19 protein-coding genes are annotated in these 24,487 nt (G+C 42.4%); 17 read left to right on the forward strand and 2 right to left on the reverse strand.

What is annotated here, in order from left to right; genetic code table 11:
- Positions 1 to 111: 111 nt before the first annotated feature.
- The 8 genes from ACYVD3_RS02265 (at position 112) to ACYVD3_RS02300 (ending at position 9,165) form a co-directional block, all read left to right on the forward strand.
- Complete coding sequence (locus tag ACYVD3_RS02265; RefSeq protein ID WP_460640882.1) at positions 112 to 1,485, forward strand: IS1182 family transposase; 1,374 nt, start codon at positions 112 to 114, stop codon at positions 1,483 to 1,485.
- A 387-nt stretch (positions 1,486 to 1,872) separates the two neighbouring features.
- Complete coding sequence (locus tag ACYVD3_RS02270; RefSeq protein ID WP_460640883.1) at positions 1,873 to 2,946, forward strand: bifunctional transcriptional activator/DNA repair enzyme AdaA; 1,074 nt, start codon at positions 1,873 to 1,875, stop codon at positions 2,944 to 2,946.
- Positions 2,933 to 3,727, forward strand: coding sequence for an isocitrate lyase/PEP mutase family protein (locus ACYVD3_RS02275; RefSeq protein ID WP_460640884.1), 795 nt, complete (start codon positions 2,933 to 2,935; stop codon positions 3,725 to 3,727). Before ACYVD3_RS02270 ends, ACYVD3_RS02275 begins: the two co-directional genes overlap by 14 nt.
- A gap of 22 nt (positions 3,728 to 3,749) precedes the next feature.
- Positions 3,750 to 4,091, forward strand: a complete 342-nt coding sequence (locus ACYVD3_RS02280) for a hypothetical protein (protein ID WP_460640885.1) — start codon at positions 3,750 to 3,752, stop codon at positions 4,089 to 4,091.
- 159 nt (positions 4,092 to 4,250) lie between these two features.
- A complete protein-coding gene (locus tag ACYVD3_RS02285) occupies positions 4,251 to 5,624 on the forward strand; it encodes an IS1182 family transposase (RefSeq protein WP_460640886.1) in 1,374 nt (457 codons plus the stop codon).
- Between the two features lie 326 nt (positions 5,625 to 5,950).
- Positions 5,951 to 6,763 carry a helix-turn-helix domain-containing protein gene (locus ACYVD3_RS02290; protein ID WP_460640887.1) on the forward strand — a complete coding sequence of 271 codons (813 nt, stop codon included), beginning with the start codon at positions 5,951 to 5,953 and terminating at the stop codon, positions 6,761 to 6,763.
- A gap of 520 nt (positions 6,764 to 7,283) precedes the next feature.
- Positions 7,284 to 7,805: a V4R domain-containing protein gene (locus ACYVD3_RS02295; protein WP_460640888.1), complete on the forward strand. Its 522-nt coding sequence runs from the start codon at positions 7,284 to 7,286 to the stop codon at positions 7,803 to 7,805.
- Between the two features lie 97 nt (positions 7,806 to 7,902).
- Positions 7,903 to 9,165, forward strand: coding sequence for a GGDEF domain-containing protein (locus ACYVD3_RS02300; RefSeq protein ID WP_460640889.1), 1,263 nt, complete (start codon positions 7,903 to 7,905; stop codon positions 9,163 to 9,165).
- A 219-nt stretch (positions 9,166 to 9,384) separates the two neighbouring features.
- On the opposite strand, the gene ACYVD3_RS02305 is transcribed toward ACYVD3_RS02300, so the two are convergent.
- Entirely contained in the window at positions 9,385 to 10,746 is a 1,362-nt protein-coding gene (locus tag ACYVD3_RS02305) for a sensor histidine kinase (RefSeq protein WP_460640890.1), read from the reverse strand.
- 14 nt (positions 10,747 to 10,760) lie between these two features.
- Positions 10,761 to 11,510 carry a LytR/AlgR family response regulator transcription factor gene (locus ACYVD3_RS02310; protein ID WP_460640891.1) on the reverse strand — a complete coding sequence of 250 codons (750 nt, stop codon included), beginning with the start codon at positions 11,508 to 11,510 and terminating at the stop codon, positions 10,761 to 10,763.
- Between the two features lie 680 nt (positions 11,511 to 12,190).
- Between ACYVD3_RS02310 and ACYVD3_RS02315 the strand changes: the two genes are divergently transcribed.
- The 9 genes from ACYVD3_RS02315 to ACYVD3_RS02355 all read left to right on the forward strand — a co-directional run bounded on the left by ACYVD3_RS02315 (position 12,191) and on the right by ACYVD3_RS02355 (position 24,297).
- Positions 12,191 to 13,930, forward strand: coding sequence for a sensor histidine kinase (locus ACYVD3_RS02315; protein ID WP_460640892.1), 1,740 nt, complete (start codon positions 12,191 to 12,193; stop codon positions 13,928 to 13,930).
- 4 nt (positions 13,931 to 13,934) lie between these two features.
- Positions 13,935 to 14,726: a response regulator transcription factor gene (locus tag ACYVD3_RS02320; RefSeq protein ID WP_460640893.1), complete on the forward strand. Its 792-nt coding sequence runs from the start codon at positions 13,935 to 13,937 to the stop codon at positions 14,724 to 14,726.
- Positions 14,727 to 14,829: 103 nt separating this feature from the next.
- Positions 14,830 to 16,434 (forward strand): IS1182 family transposase, encoded by a 1,605-nt coding sequence (locus tag ACYVD3_RS02325; RefSeq protein WP_460640894.1) that lies wholly within the window; start codon positions 14,830 to 14,832, stop codon positions 16,432 to 16,434.
- A gap of 283 nt (positions 16,435 to 16,717) precedes the next feature.
- Positions 16,718 to 17,875, forward strand: coding sequence for an ABC transporter ATP-binding protein (locus tag ACYVD3_RS02330; protein WP_460640895.1), 1,158 nt, complete (start codon positions 16,718 to 16,720; stop codon positions 17,873 to 17,875).
- The gene (locus ACYVD3_RS02335) at positions 17,872 to 19,518 is read left to right on the forward strand and encodes an ABC transporter permease (RefSeq protein WP_460640896.1); all 1,647 of its coding nucleotides are present in this window, start codon (positions 17,872 to 17,874) and stop codon (positions 19,516 to 19,518) included. The genes ACYVD3_RS02330 and ACYVD3_RS02335 overlap by 4 nt, the downstream gene beginning before the upstream one ends.
- A gap of 44 nt (positions 19,519 to 19,562) precedes the next feature.
- Positions 19,563 to 20,696 (forward strand): extracellular solute-binding protein, encoded by a 1,134-nt coding sequence (locus ACYVD3_RS02340; RefSeq protein WP_460640897.1) that lies wholly within the window; start codon positions 19,563 to 19,565, stop codon positions 20,694 to 20,696.
- Between the two features lie 167 nt (positions 20,697 to 20,863).
- Entirely contained in the window at positions 20,864 to 22,129 is a 1,266-nt protein-coding gene (locus tag ACYVD3_RS02345; RefSeq protein ID WP_460640898.1) for a zinc-binding dehydrogenase, read from the forward strand.
- A gap of 84 nt (positions 22,130 to 22,213) precedes the next feature.
- Positions 22,214 to 22,912 carry a flavodoxin family protein gene (locus ACYVD3_RS02350; protein ID WP_460640899.1) on the forward strand — a complete coding sequence of 233 codons (699 nt, stop codon included), beginning with the start codon at positions 22,214 to 22,216 and terminating at the stop codon, positions 22,910 to 22,912.
- Between the two features lie 263 nt (positions 22,913 to 23,175).
- Entirely contained in the window at positions 23,176 to 24,297 is a 1,122-nt protein-coding gene (locus ACYVD3_RS02355) for a GGDEF domain-containing protein (protein WP_460640900.1), read from the forward strand.
- The last annotated feature ends 190 nt before the right edge of the window (positions 24,298 to 24,487 follow it).

Below are 24,487 nucleotides of genomic sequence, written 5' to 3' on the forward strand. Positions count from 1 at the left end.
TGTGCAATAGGATTTAATTACAGGTTTCGGGCCAATTTCGAGCTGTTGACAAACCCTATCCTCTTTTCGCCCATTATGGTAAAATAAAAGAAAAGCATGGAGGATGCATCTATGATGACGCAGACGGACAATAAGCAAATGAAATTCCACCTGGTTACCATTGAAAATCTTGTACCGGAAGGTCATTTTCTGAGAAAATTAGATCGTGTGGTGGATTTCTCCTTCATTTACGAAGAAATAGAAGGCTGCTACTGCCAGAACAATGGCCGCCCATGTGTTGATCCGGTTATCCTGATGAAATCTCTGCTAATTGGATTTTTGTTTGGGATTGAATCAGAACGCCGAATTGAGCAGGAAATACAGGTGAATATGGCCTACCGCTGGTTTCTGGGGCTGGATATGGATGAGCGTGTACCGGATCATTCCACCATATCTCAGAACAGGCGCAGACGTTTCAATGGGACTGGCTTGTTCCGCCGTCTGTTTGAGCGGATTCTCTTTCAATGTATGGAAAAAGGGCTGGTGGATGGGAGGACAGTCTTAACTGATTCCGCCCATGTAAAGGCAAACGCTTCTGCTAAAAAGAATATCAAGGTTCTAGTGCAAAAGGAAACGAACAATTACATGGAACGTCTGGATTTCTATGAAGAGCAGGAACGTCAGCGGTTAGAGCAATCCGGAGCAATTCGACCGAAGCGGAAAAGCCGCACGCCAAAGGAGAAGTTCCCGATAGAGAAAACCATCAACCCGACAGATCCGGAAGCCGGAATGCTGAAAAGGCCAGGAAAACCGGCGGGTCCGCATTATCTGAGCCACCAAAGCGTGGATACTGCCCATGGGATCGTTGTAGACGTGGCCGTAACTCCGGGAAATGTAAGTGATTCTGGCCCTTATCTGGAGCGTATCGAGTATATGCGGAACCACCTGGGGCTAAATATCAAAACGGCAGGGGCAGACAGCGCGTATGGAACCAGCCTGATCTGTCAGGTTCTGGAGGATATGAGAATCAGCCTATATACGCCGGGAACAACTGAAGGTGTGAATTACAAAGTAGAATTCACACGTGAAGATTTTGAATATCAGAAAGAAACAGATTGTTTTATTTGTCCTGCCGAGAAGCGGCTGGCACTGAGGAGTCTTGAAAGGGAGGAGTTCAATATCTGCAGGGTTTATCGTGCGGAGAGCAAAGACTGCGGATCCTGCCCAATGTCCAGCCGGTGTGTGAGCCCCAGCCAAAAGAGTCGAACAGTCTGTGTAAATATCTTTGAGGAAGCGGTAAGACGATGTCACGAAAAAAAGGGGACAGCGCTTCACACTTACATCCTGGGCCTACGTCAGATATGGTGCGAAGGAAGTTTTGCCGTCCAGAAAGCGAGATATAATTTAAGAAGCATTTACAGGAGAGGGTTAGAGGCAGCGGAAACCCCCTGTCTTCTGTCAGCTACGGCCTTAAATCTGAAACGGATGGTAAAGCGTTTGGAATGACGCCGCAGGGGCGTCATTTTTGTGTCTGCTGCCGGTTGGTATGTGATGGATTTTGTGGCGTGAAGAAATTTTATAGGGTTTGTCAACACCTCGAAGTTGGCCCGAAGTGTATGACTTGACCTCCCCTATTGGGATAAAAGAACAAAAATAAGGAGCTTAATAGCTGATCTGAACGAACAGTATTTATATTACCCAAATAATAGAGCATAATAAAATTAGAAATATTAGCAGAAAATATATAAATAGAAACCTGTATCCGAAGGTTTCTATTTTTACGTATTGCAGTAAATATATCTTAAAAAATCAATGTAATATTTTCGTAGGAAATGATTTATTAAATATGTTAACATAATTATGAGCTATTAAATAATTTCATTTGGAAGCGTGGTGAAAAAAGTGAGTAATAAGTGGAAAGAAGACTGCAAAATATATTATAAAGCATTAATAGAAAAAGACGCGAAATTTGAAGGTACTTTCTTTGTTGGTGTTAAAACAACAGGTGTTTTTTGCCACTCAACATGTCCGGCAAAAAAGCCTAAGTTTGAAAATTGCGAATTTTTTCAAACATCAAAACAAGCACTCTTGGCAGGATTTAGGCCTTGCAAAAGATGCAACCCATTATCAAACCCAACTTCAACGTCTCCTGTTGTAAAAACTTTAATTGATGCTGTAGAAAGTGACCCCGAAAAAAAGTGGAAAAACAGTGACTTTGAAGCTTTATCTACAAATGCATCAACTGCTAGAAGACAATTTTACAAGAAATTTGGTATGACATTTGTAGAATATGCTCGTTCAAGGCGGTTAGGTGTTGCTTTAAAAGAGATTAAGAACGGCAGTTCTTTAATAGAGGCTCAATTAAGTGCTGGTTTTGATTCTGATAGCGGTTTTCGTGATGCATTTAAAAACGTATTTGGTAAACCAGTATCAAAAAAAGTTGAAATAAAAGCACTTTCTGCAAGGTGGATTGATACAAAAATTGGCTCAATGGTAGCTATAGCTGATGAAGAACATCTATATCTATTGGAATTTGTTGATAGGAGAGGTTTGGAAAAGGAGATAGAAAAACTTAGAAATAGACTGAATGCTGCAATTATCCCTCAAAACAATTTGATATTAATGTCAATTGAGAAAGAATTAAACGCCTATTTTAATAATGAATTGACAGAATTCAAAACGCCTGTTAAATATATTGGGTCTGAGTTTCAAATGAAAGTTTGGGACGCTTTAAGGCAAATTCCAATTGGAACAGCAATTTCTTACTATGACCTTGCTCAAACAATTGGAAATTCTCAAGCAGTAAGGGCAGTTGGAAGAGCAAACGGACTGAATCAACTCTCTATAATAGTGCCATGCCATAGAGTAATAACAAAAAATGGCGAACTTGGGGGATATGGTGGAGGGGTTGAAAGAAAAAAATGGTTACTTAATCACGAAGGAGTGTATATAAATGAATCAAAGTGAAAAGTTAATAGAATTTAAAAAATTACACTCAAAAGAAAATCCATTGATTTTAATTAATTCTTGGGATAAGCAAAGTAGTGCCATAGTGTGTGACCTGGGAAACGGTGTTATTGCAACTAGTAGTTGGGCAATGGCAAAGCACTTTGGATATCAAGATGGTGAAAACTTGCCTTTTAAATTACTTTTACAAATTATCGAAAGTATATGTTGTGACAATGATACTATTGTATCCGTTGATATAGAATCTGGATATGCAGACGAATTAAATTCTTTGCAAAACAATATTAAGGATTTAATTGCTTGCGGAATTGTTGGTATCAATATTGAGGACAAAATAGTAAATACGGACAAGTTGTATACTATAAAAGAGCAAGGACAAAGGCTAAATGCGGTTAGAAACGCCTATTTAAGCCTTGATACACCAATATTCATAAACGCTAGAACGGATACTTTTTTTACAGGAAATGCATTGCAAAACAATTCTAATACGAATATATTGAATGAAACGCTTGAGAGAGCTACTATTTATATGGCGCAAGGAGCTGATTGTTTATTTATACCCGGTTTGAAAAATCAAGAATTTATAAAAATAATTTGCGAAAAAAGTCCGATACCTATTAATATTATGCTTGACTATGGCACTGATAATATAAATGATTATTTAAAACTAGGCGTATCTCGTATTAGCTTTGGCCCTACTATATATTTAAACTCATTAGCATCTATTGAAAATTCTATTAGGCTAGTTAATGAAACGCTTTTCAATAAACAAATTGTTTAAAAATAAATTAGGGGATAAAGCAATGATAAAAACAAAGAAATTTTTAGAGTTTTTAAGTTATAATCTAGTGAGTGGAAAAGGTAATGAATTTCATCAATTAGAAAAACTTGAATGTATTCCTTTGCACCAAAAGTTTTGTATTGATGTGGTTGCATTTGGACAATCAGTTGAAAACCCTGATGTTTATTATTTGATTAGGGCTTTTGACAGCCTCGAAGAATGTGAAAAATCATTGCAGCAATTTTATAAAAGCGTTGACTGGATAAATGGTCCGAGAACAAGTATTCTTAGCATAATAGAAAATTCTACCAATGTAAAAATATGGGTTGATTATACACTTGTTGATTTATTGAGAATGTTGTAATGTTTAACTAATAAGCATTAGTGGGCGTTGCGTGTTATCGTAAGAGTACCATGCTGATTGTATGCACTTCGGGCCAAGTTCGAGGTGTTGACAAAGTCTGTTATTAAGCCCTCCGATGTGATAAAATAAGGGATAGAAAAAAGCTCGGAGGGCAAGCACATGATGACAAGAAACTGCGGTAAGCAGATTAAATTCCACACATTGACCATTGAGAACCTTGTTCCCGAGGATCATTTTCTGCGAAAGCTGGATCGTCTGGTTGATTTCTCCTTTATCTATGAGGAAACCAAGGAATATTACTGCCATCATAATGGGCGGCCCAGTATTGACCCGGTGATTCTGGTGAAATACCCACTAGTCGGATATCTCTACGGAATCGAATCGGAACGGCGTATTGAGCAGGAAATTCAAGTCAATATGGCCTATCGATGGTTTCTGGGACTAGATTTAGATGAGCGTGTGCCGGATCACTCCACCATCTCACAGAATCGGCGCAGACGATTTGGGGGAGAAAATCTGTTCCGCCGCTTGTTTGAGCATATCCTGCATCTATGTATGGGAAAGGGATTGGTAGATGGAAAACTTATACTGACTGATTCCACTCACGTAAAGGCGAACGCATCCTTCCAGGCAAATGTGAAGGTGCTGGCGGAACACGAAACAACGGATTATATGGAACGGCTGGATCGGTATGAAGCGGAGGAACGCAGGCGGCTGGAAGATTCTGGAGCCATCAAGCCGCAGCGCACAGGATGCGGAAAAAAGGAACAGAAAAAGGTAGAAAAGACGGTCAGCATCACCGATCCGGAAGCAGGGATGCTGCGCAGGCCGGGGAAACCAGAGGGGATGCACTACCTGAGCCATCAAAGCGTTGATGCGGCTCACGGAATTGTGGTAGATGTGGCGGTAACACCGGGAAACACAAGCGACTCGGAGCCGTATCTTGCGCGTATTGAACATATGCGAAACCATTTGGGACTGAACATTGAGATAACAGGTGCTGACAGTGCCTATGGTACCAGCCTGATTTACCGGGCGATGGAGGATATGGGAATTCATCTGCATACGCCAGGAGCGACAGGTGGGGTGAATTATAAGGTTGAGTTTACCCGCGAAGCTTTTGAGTATAAGAAAGAAAAAGACTGTTTCATTTGCCCAGCGGGAAAGGAACTGACGCTGCGGAGTCTTGAGAGGGAGCATTACAACATCTGCCGAACCTATCGGGCTGACCGAAAGGATTGCCGAGCCTGCCCGATGCTAAACCGGTGTGTCAGTGACAGCCATCGAAGCCGGACGATACGGGTAAATATCTTTGAGGAAGCGGTAAGGAGGCAGAGGGAAAAAGATGGGACGCCCATACATAAGCACATCCTGAAGTTGCGTCAGATCTGGTGCGAAGGCAGCTTTGCAGCTCAGAAATGGATGCACAACTTAAGACGGCTGTTCAGGCGAGGAATAGAGGCGGCGAGGGATCACTGCCTTTTATCGGCAACCGCTTTAAACTTAAAACGTCTGGTAAAGTGTCTGGAATGACGCCGAAAGGCGTTCTTTTTTACGCTGTTTTACCTACCCAGAGCTGGAAATATACTATTTTTGTGCCTAATCCATTTTTAAAGGGACTTTGTCAACAGCTCGAATACCTCACGATTAGTGCTCGTCACAGTGAAGGAAACAGGATATTGTAGTATAGTTAGATTACGGCAAGAAGTTTGACTAACTTTGGGATACGAACTCGTGGGCCAATATGGGATTCACTTCCTGCATTCTCGCTTAAAAAGCGAGCAAACTCTCAAATTGCGTTATTTAAAATATGGAATTTTTAGGTTAATATTAATATATTCATGAGGAGGTATGGGCAGATGAAAATTATGATTGCAGAACTTAGAAAAAATAAAGGAATAAGCCAACAAGAATTAGCGACTGTCTTGGGTGTGGCATACCAAACGGTAAGTAAATGGGAAACAAATATAACATATCCAGACATAACACTTTTACCGAAGCTGGCACATTATTTTGATGTAACCTTAGATGAGCTGCTGGGATTGAAAGCGCTGCCTTCACAAACCTATATTCCCACTAAAGCAGGAACTAAAGCTTACTGGAATGAACGCTTGGAGTATTTAAAGAGGACGCGAGAATCTTTGTGGAATAAGGACTATCTGCAGTTTTTAATTGAAAAAGTCTGGGAAATCTATTCTCCAATTAATGTTTTGGATTGTGGATGTGGCTATGGCTTTCTATGCAGTATGCTTATGCCACTTTTGCCTAAAGGCAGTACTTATACAGGCATTGATTTCAGCGAAGACCTTATTGACGATGGAAGAGCTACTTTTGAAGCCAGTGATCATGAAGTACAATTTATCTGTACCGATGTAATGAAATATAACACTACCGTAAAATATGATTTTGTTATTTCACAAGCAGTATTAAGGCACATTGATAATCCATATGGATTTCTTGAAAAAATGGTTTCGTTTACAAAAGAGGGCGGTTTGACTATATGCGGGGAGGTTGACAGAGAAATAGAAGAAGTCGGTCTTTATATACAAGGTATGAATTACGATTACTTATGTGAACAGCCGGGATTTAGAAAAATGTGGAGAACCGAATTAAAGAACCAGGGACGGGATTATTTATATCTTATGGAAGAAAATAGTCATCGTTTTAATTGAATCTATTTTATACCAGTGACAAAACAAAATGTAAAAGTTGAATTTAGGAAGGGTTGAAAAACCTGCATTTGAATTATTAAAGAAAACGGAAAGATGGTGGGAAAGAGCGCATGATTCTAAATCCTTCTGAAGGGCAGAAGCTGGCCTTTCAGAGGGATTTTTTACAATAGGCTCTTTTTCTTTCCCAGTGAAAAAGTGTATAAGGTGTATAGGTATATAAATGCACAGGTTTTATGAGAAAAAACCCATTATTCAGGACATTAAAAGGCCAATTTATAACGTTATAATCTCAATTATAAGGAAAAAATTATAAGATTAAATAAATGTACTTTTCTCCGCAGAGATCATGCGGTCATCCATGTCTGCTGCAGGAAGACAAAAAAGTTAGTTGTTTTTTTCACGAAGAGGCATTCACAAAACCGTTGACGGCTTATGGGAATACCAGTCTGCAAATCCAGACCGTGCCAGGAAGACAGCGGGTGAGCGTTTCTTCCATAAAACACTCAAAGGAGGAATTTTTATGCGTTATGAAAGCAAGCCATCTAATTTCACCTGGAACAGCCTTGGGAACGTTGAGGAGGGGAGGAAGAATCTCGGCACTGATATGCCGGTGATTGTTTACCGCCTGTTTCAATACACCTTAAAGGACGTTTTAGCCCATGAATACGACGAGGAGACTGCTAGCCGCCTGTATTGGGCCGCCGGGCATCTGGCAGGCAAGGAACTGGCAAAAAACGCACTGGATCTTTCAGGTGATTTTGATTTCTTTATTGCCAATTTGACGAATAAACTGAAGGAACTGAAAATCGGTATATTGCGCGTTGAAAAAGCGGACATGGATACCCTTTCATTCACTCTGACGGTTTCGGAAGATCTGGATTGTTCCGGTCTGCCTATTACCGGAAAGACCGTGTGTGATTATGACGAAGGTTTTATTGCAGGGATTCTGGAAACCTACAGCGGATGCCATTTCGACGTCAAAGAGATCGACTGCTGGTCTACCGGAGACAGGACCTGCCGGTTCGTGGCTGAGAGCCGGTGATAACGGGAAAGAGGAAATGCAAAGGATTTTGCTGTTATTGTTTTGCATCAGGAAGATATGGAAAGCGGGGGGATAAGTGGAGACAAGGAGGCAGGGTATGAACCAGGAAGACCAAAAAATGCTTACGGCGGTGGAGGCTCTGTTGGAAGACCTGCTGTCCGGAAAGCAATGCCATGCACTGGAAGCGGATGCCTCTGTGCCGGAATGGCAGAAGTTTATTGGGCAGCTCAACCAATTGATTCTTAATATCAATGAAATGAACCGCCTGGCGGTTGATTTATCGGAGGGCAGGCTGGAGGGACCCCTTCCTACCCGGTACAATTATTTATCCGGTCCCCTTAAGCAACTGCATTCCCAGCTCTCTATTTTGACACATAGCGGGAAACAGCTAAAGGAAGGTTATGTGGTCAGCAAGCTTGAGTATTCCGGTGAACTGTTTGATATGTTTAACGGACTGATCGACCGGGTGGCGGACGCCTCCATTAAGGAGAGCGGGGACGATGCCTGGGAGATTCCCTCGCCTGTCAGTAGCTGGCGTTATCATCAGATTCTTCAGGCGCTTGATCTTCTCCATATTTTAGTGCTGGAGGTGGATTTTAACGGACAAGTTGTATATGCCAACCGTCCGGCAAAACAAACATTGGGCGATATTGAGTATATATCCTCCCCACGGGAGGAGCATAACGCTCTGGTGGATCTGATGGAAGAGCTGGGCAGGCAGGATATTTTTCCGATTTTCCGTGAAACTTATGATGACAGCAATAATACATGGTACCGGATCATGTCAAACAGATGCTTGCTGCCTAATGGCCAGGTCCTGTTCCTGTATGTGATAGAAGATGTCAGTGATTGGAAAACCAGAGAGCACCGCTTGTGGCTGACTGCGGCAACGGATATTATGACGGGAGCTTATAGCCGGGAAACAGGGATGAAAGAACTGGAAAAGACCCTGCTTTACAGCGATACCCCAAGCTGCCTGACTTTTATGGACATTGACAGTCTGAAAGTGATCAATGATACATATGGACACGATGAAGGTGATTTTGCAATTAAGAGTGTTGCCAAGGTGATTTTAAACTCCATCCGAAGCTCTGATGTTGTCTGTCGGTATGGAGGAGATGAATTTTTCGTCATTTTTAAAAACTGCAGAGAAGATACGGCTGAAAAGATCATTGTAAGGATGTACAGTGAGCTGAGAAAGCTGGAATGCGAGGCTTCAAAGCCTTATCTCCTGTCCTTCAGCCACGGCACCGTGCTCTTTAACTCCGGTTCTTCCTATCGTATGAAGGATTTGTTGCAGGAAGCGGACCGTAGAATGTATGCATGCAAAAAACGCAAAAAGAAAGAACGGAAGTCCTAGGTGCAGACAGGGAACTTAAGACGGAAGAGGAAATCAGAAAACGGAATAAATGAACACACCATGCGGCTGCCTTGCCGTCCGGTGTGTTTTTCTTTTTCAACCTTAGCTTCTGCCTTTTTTGCAAGTTCAATTATTTGATGCATCTCTTCCCTGTTTTTGGTGTTATAGGCAAGAATGATTCTGCCAAAACCATTTGAAATGGGATATCAGCATGCCATGTTATGAAGGCGGGTCCTGGAATAATCGGGGAATATGGATTCTGACCAGGAATATCCCTTTTTCAGGATCAGGTTCGTATAATACAAATCCGCCTAAGTTCTCTGCAATCTGCTCTACAATGGCAAGGCCCAGTCCATGGCTGTGTTTCTCTTCTTTTGTTGTAATGAATTTCCCGTCCTCAATGTGGGATTTCCCGTTATAGGAATTGATGGCCTGCAGCGTGACCCACTGCTGCTCGTTGGCGCTGGCAACGTCGATAAACCGCTCCGAAACCGGACACTTTTGACAGGCTTCCACTGCATTGTTGGCAAAATTTGAGAAAATGCGGATGGCATCCAGTGCCGAAAGCTCTGTGTCGCGGGGGACGAATACGTTTGATGTAAAGCGGATTTCATTTTCACCACAGATATTTGCAAGATCCTGAAGCATGGCATCCAGGACGATGTTGTCGGAATATTTCTTATGAATCAATACTTTTTTCTGCATCTCGTCAAACATTTCATCGATCAATTCAAGGGCTTTTTCATTTTTGTTTGCCCGGATCAATGATTTCAATGATGCCATCATGAATTTATAGTCATGCTTGAATGCCCGGAAGCTTTCCGTGTATTTCTGATAGGATTTATAATGCCGTATCTGACGTTCATACTGCTCCTCCAGCATTTCGCTTCTCCACTGGTATTCCAGCAGCTCCGTGCTTTGGATGGATTGGTAAATGGCGTATATAAGAATGCCAAGGGTGAGGACATAGGCACCTAAGGCCACTTTAAAATACCATATCCCATAGGAAGATAAGGAGTTGTTTGAAAACAATATATCATAAGGAAATAAATCCCGTCCTGAATTCATGACAGTCAAATTGGCAGCAGCCGTAATTTCATATACGACCACATATTTCAGTTGATTGCGGTTATGCAAAAAAAGCTTGAGCTTGTCATCTGGAAGGATGGTTTTATACAGGATTACAAAGAATACAAGTGCTATAGGAAGGATCAAAACGGTGCCCGCATAGTAGGATTCTATATTGGAATAGTCATAGTTGCGGAAAATGAACGCTGTGATTGTGGCAAATAAGCCGCGGAAGCAGTAAGCGCTTAACACGGAGCAGCTTCCGCCGTAGGCTGCCTGCAGCCAGTCCATTCCCGTGGAAAAGCGAATCCCTACAGTCATGGTGACCATGATGACCGGAAGCCTTAACCAGCGTATGTCCGCTGGATTTAAGTAGATATACGATGCGGTGATGATCGACAGAACCAGCAGGATCTGAATAAGCTTTCTTCCTTGCACGGGAAAAAGTCTGCGGTAGTAAAACAGGAAAGAATAGTAGTACAGGAGAACTACCGGAATGACAATATAGATCATAGCTTTCCCTTCCTCTAATTTAGATTTTTGGAATTATAAATATGGAAACGTGAAATATAATCAGAAAATGCCTTTTTCAGGGATTGTACATAAGTGACCCCTATGGGAACGATTTCACCGGTTTTCAACTGCACGGTCTGCTGCTTAAACGTCACGATGTAGGGCAGGTGGACCAGGTAGGAACGGTGTGACCGCACAAAGTCTTTTCCGGAAAGCTTATTTTCTATGTGCTCCATGCTGTCATAGAATTTTGCTGTTTTTCCGCCGCCATAGTGAACCGTTACAATTCTTTGCCAAATTTCAAAATAGGAGATCTGATGAACAGGGACAGCGCTTGTTTTGCCGTCAAATTCGAATGTGAACAATTCTTCTTCCTTTTTTGAGGCAAGCTCTGCTGCCCGGAGGAAAACCTCCTCAAATTTTTCTGCGCTTGTATTTTCCTTTAGCAGGTATTGAAGGGCATTTACATCAAACGCCTCATAGACATAATCCTCATAACTGGTTAAAAAGACGATTTGGGCCTTGCATTCGCACTCTCGCAGCCTCCGGGCCGTCTCCATCCCGTCTGTTTTCCCCATCATGATATCTAAATATATAATATCTGTTTGTTCAGGTGCTTCGGAATAATGAAAAAGCAGGGATTCTCCGCTATAAAAATAGGAAAGCTCGATCTGTATCTGATGCCTTTCCGCGATTTGGGAAATTAATTCTGCATATCGTCTGATCGTGCTGCGGTTGTCATCGCACAATGCTATTTTTAGCATACCTTGTTTAGCTCCCTTCTTTATTAAAAACTATTTAATAGATTTTTTTATAATTCTCTCCCCCATTGCTGTATATCTTTTTTTTATTGGCTGTCCCGTTTCTTTCCATATGGGGAAAATGACGAGGTGGGATTTCCCGTCTCTTTCATGGCTTTATAAAAGATGATACATTGGCAAAGGTACTTATCATATGTTAAAACCTTACCGTTATATGATAATCGCAAGGGCTGGTTACGTCAAGTGTTTCAGCCTTAACACTAATGTGAAACCAGCGGTTTAAGCATTGATTATTGTTTCGCCATGAGATTTTTGCGACCTTAAAGGGTATTATGAAATATAGGTTTATAAGCAGTATTATGTTCCTGTTGCGCATACAATATGAATTAAATAAATTGAGTATATAAAAAGCTAATTCATGAGTTATGTGACCATAAATCATTGCCTGTGTCTTATTCTGTAAAAAATGTTTTACGGCACCCCTTGATTCCAATGATACAAAGTTCCTGGCTGTAACGGATAAGTCCGATTTTTATTGAAAAACTCAAGTATACCTTTTATAATGGTATTATTAATAAAAAATTGATTGGTCATCCATGATTTTGTTGTTAAAATTCATAAAAACAAGGGCTGATAAGATCATGAAAGAAAAAATCATGGTATGACGGATGGGGGCGTAATTGATGAAAATGAGAAGAGATGTGAAGACTATGGGAATTGTTTTACATCCTTCCAATAAAAACGGAGTGCCAGAGGAGGGGCGGTTTCAGAAAAATTTGCAGAAATCGGTGACCAGGAAGATTGTGCTGCTGATGATGATCAGTGTTTTCTTTTTTTGGGCAGGACAATATACGATTACACTGACGGAAAATGAACTGAATGCGGTTTCCCATCTGGAAAGGCTGAAAGAAACATTTATTGATCTTGATCTCCAAAATAGAAAGTTTTTGCTGAGTGACCAAATCAATGAGATTGTGAGAAGAATGCTTTCGAAGACGGAACCCAGTGCTTCCGATGAATTTAAAAATCTTTTCCGCCAGTTTAACGATGAATGCAAAGTGCACAACGAGGTTCTGCTTGTAGATAAAGGAGGCAATGTGGTGTTTACTTCTTTTGGCGAGAATCGGGTTTCCTCCTATTTGTTGAATTATAATAATGCAGTCTGTTATAATGCAAGAAATCACAAAGAGGGGGAGATTTACCGTGCCGTTTATTATGACAGAGGAAATTATGCTGATTCCCTATTTGTAAAACCGATTTTTGAAGGGGGAAGCATTCAAGGGTATCTGACCTTATTCCTGTCTGGCAGCGAGTGGAACTTTTATCTTTCTGAGAGCAGTTATGACGGTGTAATCACAGATATGAGACAGAATGTCATGTACATCAGTAAACCGGGGCTGGCTGACAGCAATAATAAGTTTTATGGAGTGGGGCATGGAATCTGGGAAAGCGAAGGAGACCGGTATTGGAGTGTTTCAAAAGAATTGCCGGAATACTCGGCTGTCATCTATTCCCTGGTGCACTTTCCCCGGAACCAGACGGTATCCATAGGGCTTTTGATACTTTTGTCAGTGGGAATATGCTGGTATACAGTTGCTTGCTGGATGTCACGGACTATGGCTGCAAACAACGCCGCTTCCATCGAAAAGCTGGTAAAAGAAATCCGTATGATTCAGAAAGGGGATCATAAACACCGGATTCAACTTGGAACAGATGATGAGTTTGGGGAAGTTGGGCATCAGGTGAACCGTATGCTGGATAACCTGCAGAATTTAAATGAACGGAATACAGAACTGCTCAAGCTCAACAGCCGTATTGAGATGGAACAACTGACCCAGCAGATGAATCCTCATTTTCTCTACAATACCTTGGAGATTATCCGGAATTTGGTAATATTTGACGCGCTGAAAGCGGAGGAGCTGATTGTGAAGCTGACGGAAGTTTTGCGCTACAGCGTAAATACCACCCGAAAAGAAATGACACTGGAAGAAGATATGCAGTTTATTGATGCTTATCTGGAAATACAGAACTGCCGTTTCGGTGATCGTTTCCACTGTGAAATCCGTATTGAAACAGAATGCAACCAATGCATTGTACCGAAAATGCTGCTTCAGCCTCTGATTGAAAACAGCATCAAATATGGTTTTCAGAAGAAAATGGAATTAAATATCCGGATTCGCGGATCTATGGATGGGCGTACGCTGGTTATTCATGTTTTGGATGATGGTTTGGGCATGGAACCTCAGAAAGCAAAGGAGCTTGAGCAGCAGTTAAAGGACCATGATAACAGTTCTTCTTCCATTGGGCTTTGTAATCTGTCCCGCAGGCTTTATCTTCAATATGGGGAAAACAGCGGGATTCAGATCCGTAATAGAGAAGGGACAGGTTTTGAGGTAACAGTACGAATTGAACAAAAGGGGTGATGAGATGTACCGGGTTTTAATAGCAGAAGATGAGGATATTATCAGAAAGGGGCTGATATATTCCGTCCATTGGACAGAACTGGACTGCACCATAGTCGGTGAGGCCCGCAATGGCATAGAGGGAATTGCACTGATCGAAAAAATGAGACCGGATATTCTGATTGTGGATATCAATATGCCCATGATGGACGGAATCGAAATGATCCGGCAGACCTGCGAAGAACACAGTTATTCTGCCATCATTTTGTCAGGATATTCTAATTTTGAATATGCAAAAAACGCAATCCATTACGGGGTGACGGATTACCTCTTAAAACCGCTGAAGCGGGAGGAGCTGATAAAAGCAATTGAGAATGCAAAAGAAAAACGGTGGATCTATCAGACCTGGCTCGCCCAGAAGCAGGAGGCGGAAGAGCTGAAAAAAGTAAGGCTGGTTTCCAGAGCAGAGGAAAACGGCGAAAATGATGATATTGTAAAAGAATTGCTGAAGTTCATCGAGGAACATTATCAGGAAAAGATGGGCTGGCAGGATGTGGTGGAGGCCATGAATTATAGCGAGACTTTTTTAAACCGGAAATTCAAAACCCAGATGGGGACAACGTTTATCGAATATTTAAACCGTTTTCGTATTCAAAAGGCAGTGGAACTCTTGAAGCAAGGAAATGTGACCATTCAGGATGTCTCGTGGATGTGCGGAATTGGTGATTACAAGTATTTTAATATGGTATTCAAAAAATACATTGGGTGCAGTCCCAAAGAGTATTCATGGAAGGTAAAAGGGGCCGTTGCAAAATAAGTGAGATATTACTTATGGAACAACGGCTCCTTTTCTGTGTAAAAAACTCAAAAAATGAAAAAGGCAGATTCCGAAGAACCCACCTTTCATGGTATAATTAATTATGCGAATAAAAAAATACACCACTAAAGATTATACCGAACTTGGCCAAACTTTTCAACTGGTTTTGCCATTAAGTTTGGAAGGTCTTGTTCCTGATGATGACTCTGTCCGACTGCTGAGCCACGAATTGGAGGATTTAGATTACACGAAGTTGTATCTGGCTTACTCTGCCAAAGGCAGAAATCCAGCAGTGGACCCTAAGACCATGTTCAAGATCCTGACCTACGCTTATTCCCAAAACATTTATTCTTCTAGAAAAGTTGAGAAGGCCTGTAAAAGGGATATCAACTTCATGTGGCTTTTAGCTGGTCAGAAAGCTCCTGACCACAGTACCATTGCAAGATTTCGTACCGGTTTCCTTGCACAGGCCTGTGAAGATCTGTTTTATCAGATGGTAAGAAACTTGGCCATCATGGGAGAACTGGCGAAAGAGACGGTATTTATTGACGGAACAAAGTTAGAAGCCTGTGCCAATAAATATACATTTGTCTGGAAAAAATCCGTAGGGAAATGGGAAGAAAAAATGTTTGCCAGAATCACGCAGGCTGTGGATTTGGTGAACAGGGAATACATAAAAGACTTTTCCATTGCGAGAGAAAATCGCGGCAAAGATTTACAGAGAGTATTTGACTTCCTGGACTCCTATTGCAAAGAACAGGGACTCCGGTTTGTTTATGGAAGAGGAAAACGCAAAAGCAATCATCAAAAATACCATGAATTGTTTCGGTGTTTTCTGGACAGGCAGCTTCTTTATGACCTGCATCATTCAAGATTTCATGGGAGAAACAGTTATTCTAAAACAGATGTTGATGCCACATTTATGCACATGAAGGATGACCACATGAGAAATGCCCAGCTAAAACCGGGATATAATGTGCAGATCGCAGTAGACAGCGAATACGTGGTGGCAGCAGATATCTTTCAGGACCGTAATGATGTCTGGACCCTGGTGCCATTTTTAAAATATATGGAGAAAAATCTGGGATTTAAATATCCCAGCGTGACAGCAGATGCCGGATACGAAAGCGAGGAAGCGTATTGCTTCTTAGATGAAAACCAGCAGACTTATTATATAAAACCACAGATTTATGAAAGATGGAAAAAGAGAAGCTTTAAGAAGGATATCAGCAAACGGGAAAATATGGGATATGAGGAAGAAACCGATACCTATATTTGTCATGAAGGCCGGAAGCTGAAAGTCTTGTATGAAAAGAAACAAAAGAGCAAAAACGGTTATGAATCGGAAGTGACGGTATACGAATGTGAGGATTGCAGTAACTGTGCGAAAAAAGATAAGTGTACAAAGGCCAGGGGAAATAAGCGGCTGTATGTATCGAAGAAGTTCATAGAGAAACGCCAAAAATCCCATGAAAACATCACAAGTGAGCGAGGAATTCTTTATCGAATGAATCGTTCAATTCAGGTAGAAGGTGCATTTGGAGTGTTGAAAAGCGATTATGAATTCCAAAGATTTCTATTGCGGGGAAAAACCAAAGTAAAACTGGAGATTCTATTGCTGTGTATCGGTTATAACATCAATAAACTACATGGAAAAATCCAGAATGAAAGACTAAAAAGTCATCTGTTCGAATTAAAAATGGCGTAAAAAAGCAGCCAGAAAAAAGCTTTATTAAGGTATGCCAAAAATCAGGGTAGGAATCCACACAAGAGGATTTTTACTCTGATTTTATCTGTAAAAAGAAAGGTGCCGCTCAATAGCTGTAAATCAGCTATTTTTGCGACACCCCCTTTTTTTCTTGAAAAGAGAATCCGTTTGGTATTTTTTCCAAATAAGCAGTATTTTGGGTAGAAAATATTGATAAAAATGTATAAAATATTAGTTGTTAAGTAGTTAAAATATACAATTTATCCAAAAGGCGGTAGAAAAAGTGAGCGTGACGATTTCGATTAGCAACGCGGTGAAAAGGTATGGAACAGTGACAGTAATACCGGATTTGTCGGTCACCATTGGGAATGGGGAATTATTTACTCTTCTTGGCCCGTCTGGATGTGGAAAGACCACATTGCTGAGAATGATAGCCGGATTCAATTCCATTGAAGGAGGAAGCTTTCGATTTAACGATAAAGTGATCAATGACATGGAACCCGGTAAGCGGGGAATTGGTATGGTATTTCAGAATTATGCAATTTTCCCCAATATGACGGTACGCAAGAATGTGGAGTTTGGTTTGAAATACAAAAACATGCCAAAGGAGCAGATGAAAGAAGAGGCGGATAAATTCTTAAAGCTGGTCCACGTGGATCAGTATGCGGACCGGATGCCGGAGCTGCTTTCCGGCGGTCAGCAGCAGCGGGTGGCTCTTGCCCGCGCCCTGGTAATCCGTCCTGATGTACTTTTAATGGATGAACCCCTTTCCAATCTTGATGCCAAGCTAAGGGTGGAGATGCGCAGTGTGATTAAGAGGATTCAGAAGGAGGTAGGAATCACCACCGTTTATGTCACCCATGATCAGGAAGAGGCAATGGCCATTTCAGACAGAATCGCAGTCATGAAAGATGGAGTGATCCGTCATATTGGGAAACCGGAAAATATTTATCAGAGACCGGCTGATTTATTTGTGGCAACCTTTATCGGCAAGTCCAATCTTTTAAATGCCAGGTTGAGAAAAGAAGGGGAAAAGGCGGTAGTCGTATTCCGGGGCGGGTATGAGATTTCTGTTGATTCCATAAGAAATAAGGAAATCCGGGACAGAGAGGTAGTGATATCTGCAAGGCCGGAAGAACTGATTGTTTCCCGGTTAGAAAGCAAATCAAAGGGAGAAGGAATTAAGGCTGTTATCCGCGACAGCGTATTTCTGGGATTAAATACCCATTATTTTGCAGAGCTGGAGACAGGAGAAGAGGTGGAGATCATCCAGGAATCTGAGATTGATTCCATTATTCCTCCGGGAAGTGGCATTGTCCTGACAATCAACGGGAATAAGGTTAATGTATTTGATTCCGAGTCTGAGGGCAGCTTGATGAAAGGGGTAAAAAACAGCACAGTCCTGCCTGCGGATTCTGAAAGACGGGAGGTGAAAGGATGATCCGGAAAAAACGAGGTGATTTCTGGAGCGCCGTCTCCTGGGTTCTGGTGGCGGTATTCCTGGTGTTTCTCATTTATCCCATTGGGAAGCTTCTCATAGAAGCGGTACATAGAGACGGTAAATTTACCCTTGACGCCTTTCATCAGTTTTTCAGTAAATCCTATTACTACGGGTCTATTTTTCAAAGCGTCAAGATAGCGGTCTGTGTGATGTTTGCCAGTCTGCTTCTGGGAATCCCCTTTGCATACTTCTATTCTTTTTACAGGCTGAGGGGCCGCAAATTACTCTTTGTACTTTGCCTTCTCTGTACAATGTCAGCTCCGTTTATAGGTGCTTATGCCTGGATTTTGCTCATGGGAAATTCGGGATTGATTACAGGATTTTTAAAATCAATTGGGATTTCCGGGATCTCTATCTATGGCTTTTGGGGGATTGTATTCGTCCAGACCTTAAAATTGTTTCCCCTGGTGGTGATTTACATGAACGGAACCTTCCGTGATATTGATAATTCCCTGCTGGAAGCGGCGGAAAGCATGGGCTGTAAAGGGGTTGACCGCTTTAAGCGGGTAATCATGGCGCTGACCATGCCCACCATACTGGCAGCGTCTCTGCTGGTTTTCATGAGGTCTTTTGCGGATTTTGGAACACCGGTGCTGATTGGACGTGGATATAGTACATTTCCTGTCCTGATTTATAATCAGTATCTTGGTGAAAATGGAACCAACTATCATTTTGCAGCGGCAATCAGTGTAATTGCGGTGCTGGTAACTGCAGTCATATTCCTGATCCAGAAGACAGTGTCCAATCGGTTTAAATTCACCATCAGCGCTCTTCACCCCGTAGAACCCAAGACACCAACCGGGCTTGCCAATATCATTATGCACGTTTACTGTTATCTTCTTGTGGGCATATCATTGCTGCCGCAGATTTATATCGTAAACATGTCTTTCAGGAATTATAAGAACAGTATTTTAAAACCGGGTTATTCCCTGGTCAATTATCAGAAAGCAATGGAAAAAATGTTGTTCCGTTCCATTGGCAACACCATGATTGTCAGCATTGTAACTTTGGCAGTTATTATCATCATTGCGGTTTTAATTGCCTATCTGGTGGTGAGGCGCAGCAATTTCTTAAACAATGCCATTGATACCGTTTCCATGCTGCCTTATATCATGCCGGGAGCAGTTATTGGTATTGCCCTGGTTGTGGCATTTTCCAGAAAGCCGTTTACACTTACGGGAACATTGGTGATCATGATCATTGCCCTTGCCATACGGAGAATGCCTTTTACCAGCCGTTCCGCAACGGCGGCTATGATGAAGATTCCGGTCAGCATCGAAGAAGCGGCGCTGAATCTGGGGGCGCCCAAGTTGTCCGCATTTACAAAGATCACAGTGCCCTTAATGTCCAGCGGAATCATATCAGGAGCGGTTTTGAGTTTTGTGTCAATTATCACGGAAATGTCATCCGGTGTAATTTTGTATAACAATAAAACCATTACCATGACAATCAGCACCTATTCCGCAATCAGCAGCGGTATTTATGGGGTAGCAGCAGTATTTGCAACGATTACAATGGCGCTGACAGTACTTTGTCTGGTGATCTATTTAAAATGCACCAAGATGGAGGATGTGCGCCTGTAAAGATGGTTATAAAACCAAAGTTTATAGAGAGAAGGGAAGAAAATATGATGAAAAGAAAGTTATTGGCAGCAGGTCTTGCAGCGGTGATGGCATTGTCTTTGACTGCATGCAGCACGAAAAAGGAACTGGAAACAAAAGCAGAAACTATTGCACAGGAATCAAAAACAGAAGCCCAGTCAGCCGCGGATACGAAGGCCGCAGAATCCACTGCTTCCGGATTGCCCTATTATGTAAAACCGGCCGGCGAGGTGACCGGGAAGATTACGGTTTACACCACAATGGAAGAGACCCAGCAGCAGGTTTTAAGTGATACGTGGAAAAAGTATTATCCTGACTGTGAACTGGAAATCCAGGCGGACTCCGTGGGAACACTGGCAACCAGAATCAGAAGTGATGAATCCTGTGACGCAGATGTGGTAATCGGCGGCATGTTCGCTGCAGACGGTGAAACCTATCACGATATCCTTCAGCCTTATACAGCAGCGTGTGACAAAGAGCAGGGGTACCACGATAACTCCGGATATTATACCTTCTATGATGTACAGGTAATGTGTCTTGTTGTAAATCCTGCCTTAAGGGATGAACTGGGAGTTGAAATCAAGGGTTATAAAGATTTGCTGAATCCTGCGCTGAAGGGGAAAATCATTCTTGCCGCTCCGGATTCCACATCTTCCGGATGGCGTCAACTGCAGACCATTCTGGCGGTTATGGGTGATAAATTTAACGATGAAAAATCCTGGGATTATGTTAAGCAGTTGATTCCGGCAAGCTTTTCCACCACATCATCAAAGGATGTTTATAACCTTGTAAGCAATGGTGAATATGTGGCAGGTCTTTCCTATGAGTCAAGCGTAGCAGCTTTGATCAATGACGGCGCTCCGGTGGAGTGCATTTATATGGAAGAGGGAAATACGGCAATGGCAGGAGGTGCTGCAATCGTGAAGAACGCACCGAACCTTCCGGCAGCACAGGCCATGATGGATCTTTTGTCCTCTGCTGAATTCCAGGATGCCCGTGCAGTAGCTTCTGCAGGGCGGGGCTCCAATGGACTGTGCAACTTAAGCGGTCTGCCAGATGAGGAAACATTATATATCAGAGAGCTTGACTTTACTTATTTAACGGAGCATAAAGATGAAATTCTTAACAAGTGGAATGAACTGTATGCAGAATTAAACTAAAAATGATGGTGTCCCAAAAGTCATAGTCCGAAAAAAAGATATAAGTTCGGCAATGGACTTTTGGGACATTTTTTCCAGAAGCGGGTGAAAACTGGTTTCGGGATTGAAGTTGTTGGAAACCTTAAAGACAGAGGCAATTATAAATGAGTTGAAAGGAAAGGGAAAGAATGAAAACAAAAGCGGTAAGAATGTATGGAGAACGGGATTTAAGGCTGGAAGAATTTGAATTGCCTCCCATTAAGGAGGATGAGATCCTTGTCAAGGTTATGAGCGACAGCATCTGCATGTCCACTTATAAGCTGGTGGAACAGGGAAAGAAGCATAAAAGAGCGCCTCAGAACATTGATACCAATCCAGTTATTATCGGTCATGAATTCGCAGGAGTGATCGTAGAAGTGGGAGAGAAATGGAAGGATCTGTTTAAGCCCGGTATGAGGTTTGCCCAGCAGCCCGCCTTAAATTACAAGGGCAGCTTAGCTTCTCCCGGTTATTCCTATGAGTTTTTCGGCGGAGCCTGTACCTACTGCATATTTCCCCATGAGGTTATGGAACTGGGCTGCTTAATGCCTTTTGAGGGGGAAAGTTTTTTTGAGGCTTCCCTGGGAGAGCCTATGAGCTGCATTATCGGAGGGTATCATGGTAATTATCACACCAACAAGAGAAATCATGATCATGCCATCGGCACAAAGGAGGATGGGGACATTATTATCTTAGGCGGATGCGGTCCCATGGGCTTAGGGGCCATAAGCTACGGAATCCAGTACCGGAACAAACCAAGGAGAATTGTTGTGACGGATATTGATGAAGCAAAGATTGAACGGGCGAGGGAAGTCATACCGGAAGAATTTGCCGCCCAAAACGGAGTGGAACTTCAATACATAAATACCGGGAAAATGGCTGATCCGGTGGCGGAGCTTCGGGCGATCACCGGAGGAAAGGGCTATGACGATGTGTTTGTTTACATCCCCAACCCCAGGGTGGCGGAAATGGGAGATCAGCTTCTGGCATTTGACGGCTGCTTGAACTTTTTTGCCGGTCCCACAGATAATCAGTTTAAATCTGAGATCAATCTTTATAATGTCCATTATATCAGCGCCCATATTATGGGAACAACGGGAGGGAATAATGACGACTTAATCGAAGCAAATGAGCTGGCGGCAAAGGGAAAGATCGACCCGGCAGTTATGGTAACACATGTAGGCGGTATTGACAGCATTGCGGAAGCGACTTTAAATCTCCTTAAGATTCCGGGGGGAAAGAAGCTGACCTATACACAGTTTGATATGCCCCTGACGGCCATCGAGGACTTTGAAGAATTGGGGAAAAGGGATCTTTTATTTAAAAAGCTGGATGATGTATGCAAGGAGAACCGGGGATTATGGTGTGCAAAAGCTGAGAAAATCCTTTTTGAACATTTTTGCGTAGAAGTATAGAAAATATATTATTATATGGTGATTATTTTTGCTTTTCTGTTATAATAATACTTGGAGTGAATTCTCTTACAGGAGGATTGAATCGTGAGAATAACCGTAATTTACGCAACGCAGCGAACGTCAAAATCCAGCACTTACAACATTGCACAGCAGTTTATACGGAATCTGTCAGATAAGGATGACGTAAGGGAATTTTTTCTTCCCAAAGATATGCCTGAGTTCTGCATAGGCTGCTGGAACTGCTTTACTGATTATAGGAAATGTCCTCATTATGGTTATTTGAAACCGATTTTGGAATCCATGCTTGAGGCTGATTTATTGATTTTTACGGCACCCGTTTACGTCTATCATGTACCGGGGCAGGTAAAGGCGTTTCTTGATCATTTTGGATATCAATGGATGGCCCATCAGCCGAGAAAGGAAATGTTTCACAAGCAGGCTCTTCTCATCTCTACGGCCGCAGGTGCAGGAACAAGGTCTGCCCTCCGGGATTTAAGAGACAGTATGACCTTTTGGGGAATTTCCCGGATCCATACTTTGGGCAGAAATGTCTATGCAAGTGACTGGGATACTGTGGATGATAAAAGGAAGTTAAAGCTCCAAAAGGAAATTGACAGGCTTTCTGCCAGGATAAAAGAAACGGGCAGACATGTGACCCCTTCCCTGAAGGTCAGAGCCTTATTTTATACTATGAGGTTTATGCAAAAAAGATTTAAGTTTAATCCTGCAGACGTGCAGTACTGGGAATCCCTTGGCTGGTTTGAAAAAGAGAGGCCCTGGTGATGCACATTTGCCATATGGAAGCCGGTTCCGGATCATAGGCACCCATATCCCTCCCCAAAACCTGACGTGAAAGTGGGCCGATCAAGCTGATGCCGGTGAAAGGCCGGGTGTTAAGAGTTTTATTGGCCCTTCGGCTTTTCCCTTACAGGCTGGTTCCCTGGAAGTATATTTATAATATGAAGCTTTTTATGTATAAAAGCGGATTGCCGTTTGTGGATTTTTCAAGTATAATCGGGAGGGGAAGCGTTTGGGGAGGTGTAATTATGCCTATGGATCAGGATTTGGATTTTAGTGAGGCGGGAACCGTTATCATGCCCATAAAATGGTGCCGCTATCTTGTGTATTCCGGTTATGCCGCTGTGGCCATGATCACATTGGCACATATCGTCTGGTATTTTGCGGCGCAGAGCATTCTTGCCTCTCCGCCGGAAGTTTATTTGCGCCGTTATATTGTGCTGCCTGCCATCGGCCTTCTGGCTTTGAATTTGCTTGTAGACTTCCTGGTCCGTTTGTCTTGTGTTCCGCTTTGGGCCAAGGAATACCTGGTGCTGATGTTTTTTACGGCCATTTCCTTTTATCTTTCTTCTACCCACAAAATTGCTACTGTTTTGCTTGGAACGTTTACCATGTCCGTATTTGCTTCTACTATTTTTACAAATATTAAGATGACAAGGCGGATTTTTCTGATGAACAGCGCTGCCCTTGTCTCCAGCGGAATCATACTGCTTAAAGGCGGAAATGGTGACGGCAATGTGCTTATGTCAATATTCGTTGGGTGGGATATTCTTTTTTGTTCCTATCTGTTAGCTAAGGTTATGATCCTGAATGGTCATAATAATCTTATGTCGTTAATGCATTTATATTATCTGAAGGAAAATATGCAGGAACAGTTAAAGCTTGATCCGTTTACAGGGCTGTATAACCGGGGAACCTTTGACGCCTGTTTATCCAGGATGGTGGAGGAATGCAGGAACGCCAATATATGCCTTTCCCTCGCTGTCATTGATGTAGATGAATTTAAACGGGTGAATGATGTTTACGGCCATGCCGCAGGAGACCGGGTATTGCTCCACCTGGCGCAAATCCTTAAAAGCAACGGGAATGAGGACATCAATTCCTTTCGGATAGGCGGCGAAGAGTTTGCGATCCTGTTTAGAGGATATTGTATAGAGGAGGCGTATAAGACCTGTGAAAGAATGCGTTCTGTTATGGAATCCTCTTCCCCGAATCAGATAGAGAAAAACATCATCACCTTTAGCTGTGGGCTGGCATGCCTGGATCTCCGGCACGCCGGTTCGGAGGAGCTGTTAAGGGCGGCTGATGTGGCGCTGTATGAGGCTAAAAATCATGGCAGGAACCGCATCGTGATTTATGACGGCCCGTAGGCTGCAGGAATCAGAAACATGGAAGAAAGCCTGAAAATTTTTATTAAGCCTTTAAAAAGAAGCTTGTCAAAATGACTGCAACCCGGTCATGGAGCCAGGCTTCTTTTGTTTTTTGGAAGTATATTGTTCTTTCGGTTTCCGTTCCATCATATGTCTATGGTTTTTGAAGATCTTGCGCAACTTGTATGCA

Source organism: Lacrimispora brassicae (assembly GCF_054772055.1).

Excerpts from the sequence above, each read along its gene's own strand:
- ACYVD3_RS02320 (WP_460640893.1), top strand. The coding sequence starts at position 13,935 with ATGTACCGGGTTTTAATAGCAGAAGATGAGGATATTATCAGAAAGGGG.
- ACYVD3_RS02280 (WP_460640885.1), top strand. The coding sequence starts at position 3,750 with ATGATAAAAACAAAGAAATTTTTAGAGTTTTTAAGTTATAATCTAGTG.
- ACYVD3_RS02300 (WP_460640889.1), top strand. The coding sequence starts at position 7,903 with ATGAACCAGGAAGACCAAAAAATGCTTACGGCGGTGGAGGCTCTGTTG.
- ACYVD3_RS02335 (WP_460640896.1), top strand. The coding sequence starts at position 17,872 with ATGATCCGGAAAAAACGAGGTGATTTCTGGAGCGCCGTCTCCTGGGTT.
- ACYVD3_RS02295 (WP_460640888.1), top strand. The coding sequence starts at position 7,284 with ATGCGTTATGAAAGCAAGCCATCTAATTTCACCTGGAACAGCCTTGGG.
- ACYVD3_RS02310 (WP_460640891.1), bottom strand. The coding sequence starts at position 11,510 with ATGCTAAAAATAGCATTGTGCGATGACAACCGCAGCACGATCAGACGA.
- ACYVD3_RS02290 (WP_460640887.1), top strand. The coding sequence starts at position 5,951 with ATGAAAATTATGATTGCAGAACTTAGAAAAAATAAAGGAATAAGCCAA.
- ACYVD3_RS02275 (WP_460640884.1), top strand. The coding sequence starts at position 2,933 with ATGAATCAAAGTGAAAAGTTAATAGAATTTAAAAAATTACACTCAAAA.
- ACYVD3_RS02305 (WP_460640890.1), bottom strand. The coding sequence starts at position 10,746 with ATGATCTATATTGTCATTCCGGTAGTTCTCCTGTACTACTATTCTTTC.
- ACYVD3_RS02285 (WP_460640886.1), top strand. The coding sequence starts at position 4,251 with ATGATGACAAGAAACTGCGGTAAGCAGATTAAATTCCACACATTGACC.
- ACYVD3_RS02340 (WP_460640897.1), top strand. The coding sequence starts at position 19,563 with ATGATGAAAAGAAAGTTATTGGCAGCAGGTCTTGCAGCGGTGATGGCA.
- ACYVD3_RS02355 (WP_460640900.1), top strand. The coding sequence starts at position 23,176 with ATGCCTATGGATCAGGATTTGGATTTTAGTGAGGCGGGAACCGTTATC.
- ACYVD3_RS02345 (WP_460640898.1), top strand. The coding sequence starts at position 20,864 with ATGAAAACAAAAGCGGTAAGAATGTATGGAGAACGGGATTTAAGGCTG.
- ACYVD3_RS02265 (WP_460640882.1), top strand. The coding sequence starts at position 112 with ATGATGACGCAGACGGACAATAAGCAAATGAAATTCCACCTGGTTACC.
- ACYVD3_RS02315 (WP_460640892.1), top strand. The coding sequence starts at position 12,191 with ATGAAAATGAGAAGAGATGTGAAGACTATGGGAATTGTTTTACATCCT.
- ACYVD3_RS02325 (WP_460640894.1), top strand. The coding sequence starts at position 14,830 with ATGCGAATAAAAAAATACACCACTAAAGATTATACCGAACTTGGCCAA.